The 4,383-nt window shown below is 51.5% G+C and carries 5 protein-coding genes; all 5 read left to right on the plus strand.

Annotated elements, in window-relative coordinates; all coding sequences use genetic code 11:
- Positions 1 to 147: 147 nt before the first annotated feature.
- Positions 148 to 1,152, plus strand: a complete 1,005-nt coding sequence (msrP, locus tag KQJ18_RS21940; RefSeq protein ID WP_085048625.1) for a protein-methionine-sulfoxide reductase catalytic subunit MsrP — start codon at positions 148 to 150, stop codon at positions 1,150 to 1,152.
- On the plus strand, positions 1,153 to 1,752 hold the full coding sequence (msrQ, locus tag KQJ18_RS21945) for a protein-methionine-sulfoxide reductase heme-binding subunit MsrQ (protein WP_087856909.1): 600 nt from the start codon (positions 1,153 to 1,155) through the stop codon (positions 1,750 to 1,752).
- 392 nt (positions 1,753 to 2,144) lie between these two features.
- Entirely contained in the window at positions 2,145 to 2,615 is a 471-nt protein-coding gene (gene accB / locus KQJ18_RS21950) for an acetyl-CoA carboxylase biotin carboxyl carrier protein (RefSeq protein ID WP_003025210.1), read from the plus strand.
- A 10-nt stretch (positions 2,616 to 2,625) separates the two neighbouring features.
- Positions 2,626 to 3,975 (plus strand): acetyl-CoA carboxylase biotin carboxylase subunit, encoded by a 1,350-nt coding sequence (accC, locus tag KQJ18_RS21955; protein ID WP_003828838.1) that lies wholly within the window; start codon positions 2,626 to 2,628, stop codon positions 3,973 to 3,975.
- A gap of 107 nt (positions 3,976 to 4,082) precedes the next feature.
- The gene (locus tag KQJ18_RS21960; RefSeq protein WP_085048623.1) at positions 4,083 to 4,325 is read left to right on the plus strand and encodes a YhdT family protein; all 243 of its coding nucleotides are present in this window, start codon (positions 4,083 to 4,085) and stop codon (positions 4,323 to 4,325) included.
- Positions 4,326 to 4,383: the final 58 nt, after the last annotated feature.

A 4,383-nucleotide genomic window follows, 5' to 3' on the forward strand; every position in this document is an offset into this window, starting at 1 on the left:
AGGTCGTACCCTGGTGAAGGTGAAATAACAGGCATTGGCGCAGAAATTTACACTTAACTAACAAAATTTCGCGGCATATATAGAGACTCCCTGCCATATTAACTACGCATCCCCTGTCTGTCATGACGCGTAAGCCGGGAGTCTGTTATGAAGAAATTACGTCCATTTACAGAAGCCGACGTCACCGCCGAGTCGGCTTTTTTTATGCAGCGCCGCCAGGTACTGAAAGCATTAGGGATCAGCGCTGCCGCGTTGTCTTTGCCTCACGCTGCGCAGGCCGACCTTCTGAGCTGGTTTAAGGGTAATGACCGCCCTCCGGCGCCTGCAGGTAAGCCGCTTAATTTCAGCAAGCCCACCGCCTGGCAAAATTCGCTTCCTTTAACGCCAGCAGATAAAGTTTCTGGCTACAACAACTTCTATGAATTTGGTCTCGACAAAGCGGATCCAGCGGCCAACGCAGGCAGCCTGAAAACCGATCCGTGGACCTTGAAAATCACTGGCGAAGTCGCAAAACCCCTCACTCTCGATCATGATGCGCTGACCACCCGTTTCCCATTGGAAGAGCGGATTTATCGGATGCGCTGCGTGGAAGCCTGGTCAATGGTGGTGCCGTGGATTGGCTTTCCATTACATAAACTGCTGGCGCAGGTTGAACCCACCAGCAACGCAAAATATGTCGCTTTCGAAACGCGCTACGCCCCGGATGAAATGCCTGGTCAGAAAGATCGCTTTATTGGCGGCGGGCTGAAATATCCCTATGTTGAAGGGTTACGCCTGGATGAAGCGATGCATCCACTAACCCTGCTTACCGTAGGGGTTTATGGTAAGGCCCTTCCGCCGCAAAATGGCGCCCCCATCCGCTTAATTGTGCCGTGGAAATACGGATTTAAGGGCATAAAGTCGATCGTGAGTATCAAACTTACGCGCGAACGCCCCCCAACAACGTGGAACCTGGCCGCGCCTAATGAATATGGGTTTTATGCCAACGTGAATCCGCATGTCGATCACCCCCGCTGGTCCCAGGCCACCGAACGTTTTATTGGCGCTGGCGGTATTCTGGACGTACAGCGTCAATCCACGCTGTTGTTTAACGGTTATGCCGAAGAGGTTGCTTCCCTGTATCGTGGTCTTAATCTACAGGAGAATTTTTAAGTGCGTCTGACTGCAAAGCACATTACCGGGCTGAAAGTTTGCCTGCATCTTGGCGGATTTTTGCCGTTAATCTGGCTCTTTTGGGCGGTAAATCATGGCGGTTTGAGCGCCGATCCGGTCAAAGATATCCAGCACTTTACCGGTAGGACAGCTCTGAAATTCTTACTGGCGACCTTGCTGGTCTCTCCACTCGCGCGCTACGCTAAACAGCCATTATTGATACGCACTCGTCGCCTGTTAGGGCTATGGTGTTTCGCCTGGGCGACGCTGCATTTAACCAGCTACGCGTTACTGGAACTGGGTATTCATAATCTGGCGCTGTTGGGGCGGGAATTCATTTCGCGACCGTATTTGATGTTGGGTATTGTCTGTTGGGTCATATTATTTGCTCTCACCTTAACGTCCACGCAATCTGCACAGCGAAAGCTGGGTAAGTATTGGCAATTTTTGCACAACTTCGTCTATCTTGTGGCGATCCTGGCACCCATACATTATCTGTGGTCGGTTAAAATCATCTCCCCTCAACCGATTATTTATGCCGCACTTGCTGCGGTGCTGTTAGCCTGCCGCTACAGGAAGTTTCGCCAGTGGTGGCGGTAGTTTCATGATATGTGCAGTACGTTGCAAAACACGGACGATCCGATTTTCTTTACATGTTAACGGTTGATTATCTTCCCTGATAAGACCAGTATTTAGCTGCCAATTGCTACGAAATAGTTATAATGTGCGCCTTTGCTATCCCCGGTAGCGTTTTTACGGCGCGGAAAGGGTGACAATCGCATATTGAAGGTATATTTTGTCTTTTACCCGAAAATGACAGAAGATAGCCGCACAATGACTAACAAGTTTGGCAATCTCATGTAATGGCATCAGCACCCAGTGCAACGCCTGAGATGCGTGGCATCTTGTCACTCACTGTTATAAAAATGCTATACAGACGGCGGTAAAACGCCTGTCACAATCTCACTAAACAAAGAGTACGGAACCCACTCATGGATATTCGTAAGATTAAAAAACTGATCGAGCTGGTTGAAGAATCAGGCATCTCCGAACTGGAAATTTCTGAAGGCGAAGAGTCTGTACGCATCAGCCGTGCGGCGCCAGCTGCAAGTTTTCCAATGATGCAACAGGCTTATGCTGCACCAGTGATGCAGCAGCCAGCTCTGTCTAACGCTGTCGCACAAACTGCCTCTCCAAGTATGGAAGCTCCGGCAGCAGCGGAAATCAGTGGTCACATCGTACGCTCCCCAATGGTTGGTACGTTCTACCGCACCCCGAGCCCGGATGCGAAAGCGTTCATCGAAATCGGCCAGAAAGTGAATGCGGGCGATACCCTGTGCATCGTTGAAGCCATGAAAATGATGAACCAGATCGAAGCCGACAAATCCGGCGTCGTTAAAGCTATTCTGGTAGAAAGCGGTCAACCGGTAGAATTTGACGAGCCGCTGGTCGTCATCGAATAACGAGGCGAACATGTTGGATAAAATTGTCATCGCTAACCGCGGCGAGATTGCCTTGCGTATTCTTCGTGCCTGTAAAGAACTGGGTATCAAGACTGTCGCAGTGCATTCAAGCGCGGATCGCGATTTAAAACACGTATTGCTGGCGGATGAGACGGTCTGTATTGGCCCGGCTCCGTCCGTAAAAAGCTATCTGAACATCCCGGCTATCATTAGCGCCGCTGAAATCACCGGCGCGGTGGCAATTCACCCGGGTTATGGCTTCCTCTCTGAGAACGCCAACTTTGCTGAGCAGGTAGAACGTTCTGGCTTTATCTTCATCGGCCCGAAAGCCGACACCATCCGCCTGATGGGCGACAAAGTGTCCGCGATTACCGCGATGAAAAAAGCTGGCGTACCGACTGTTCCAGGCTCTGACGGCCCGTTGGGCGATGACATGGACGCTAACCGCGCTCATGCTAAACGCATCGGCTACCCGGTTATCATCAAAGCCTCCGGCGGCGGCGGCGGTCGCGGTATGCGCGTCGTGCGCAGCGATGCCGAACTGGCGCAATCCATCTCCATGACCAAAGCGGAAGCGAAAGCGGCTTTCAATAACGACATGGTCTACATGGAGAAATACCTGGAAAACCCACGCCACATCGAAATTCAGGTGCTGGCAGACGGTCAGGGTAACGCGATTTATCTGGCAGAGCGTGACTGCTCCATGCAGCGTCGTCACCAGAAAGTTGTCGAAGAAGCACCAGCGCCGGGCATTACTCCGGAACTGCGTCGCTACATCGGCGAGCGTTGCGCCAAAGCGTGCGTTGATATCGGCTATCGTGGCGCGGGTACATTCGAGTTCTTGTTCGAAAACGGTGAGTTCTACTTCATTGAAATGAACACCCGTATTCAGGTTGAACACCCGGTAACCGAAATGATCACCGGTGTTGACCTGATCAAAGAACAACTGCGCATCGCAGCGGGTCAGCCGCTGTCTATCAAGCAGGACGAAGTTGTGGTTAAAGGCCATGCGGTAGAGTGCCGTATCAACGCCGAAGACCCGAACACCTTCCTGCCGAGCCCGGGTAAAATCACGCGTTTCCACGCGCCGGGTGGTTTTGGTGTGCGCTGGGAGTCTCATATTTACGCAGGTTACACAGTACCTCCGTACTATGACTCAATGATCGGTAAGCTGATTTGCTATGGCGAAAACCGCGACGTCGCTATCGCTCGCATGAAAAACGCCTTGCAGGAACTGATCATCGACGGCATCAAAACCAACGTTGATCTGCAGATCCGTATCATGAATGACGAGCACTTCCAGCATGGTGGAACCAATATCCACTACCTGGAGAAAAAACTCGGACTTCAGGAAAAGTAAGCAAGCGTTAACCGAAAAGGCCGGAAATTCCGGCCTTTTGTTTTTCTCCCCTCCCACAGGTGCCATAAGGTACAATCCCCGCTTTCTTTATTCACAAGGGACAAAAAATGGACGCTCGTTTTGTTCAGGCCCATAAAGAGGCGCGCTGGGCGCTGTGGCTGACCCTTTTATATCTTGCCGCATGGTTAGTGGCCGCTTACTTACCAGACACCTCTCTGGGTTTTACCGGCCTCCCGCACTGGTTCGAAATGGCCTGTCTGCTGACGCCATTGGTTTTCATCGTACTGTGCTGGGCGATGGTGAAGTTTATCTATCGCGACATTCCACTGGAGGATGATGATGCAGCTTGAAGTTATTTTGCCGCTGGTCGCCTATCTTCTGGTGGTTTTCGGTCTCTCTGTTTACGCC

It is taken from the genome of Citrobacter sp. S55_ASV_140, from assembly GCF_018919505.1.
In the GTDB taxonomy this organism is placed as follows: Bacteria; Pseudomonadota; Gammaproteobacteria; order Enterobacterales; family Enterobacteriaceae; genus Citrobacter; species Citrobacter werkmanii.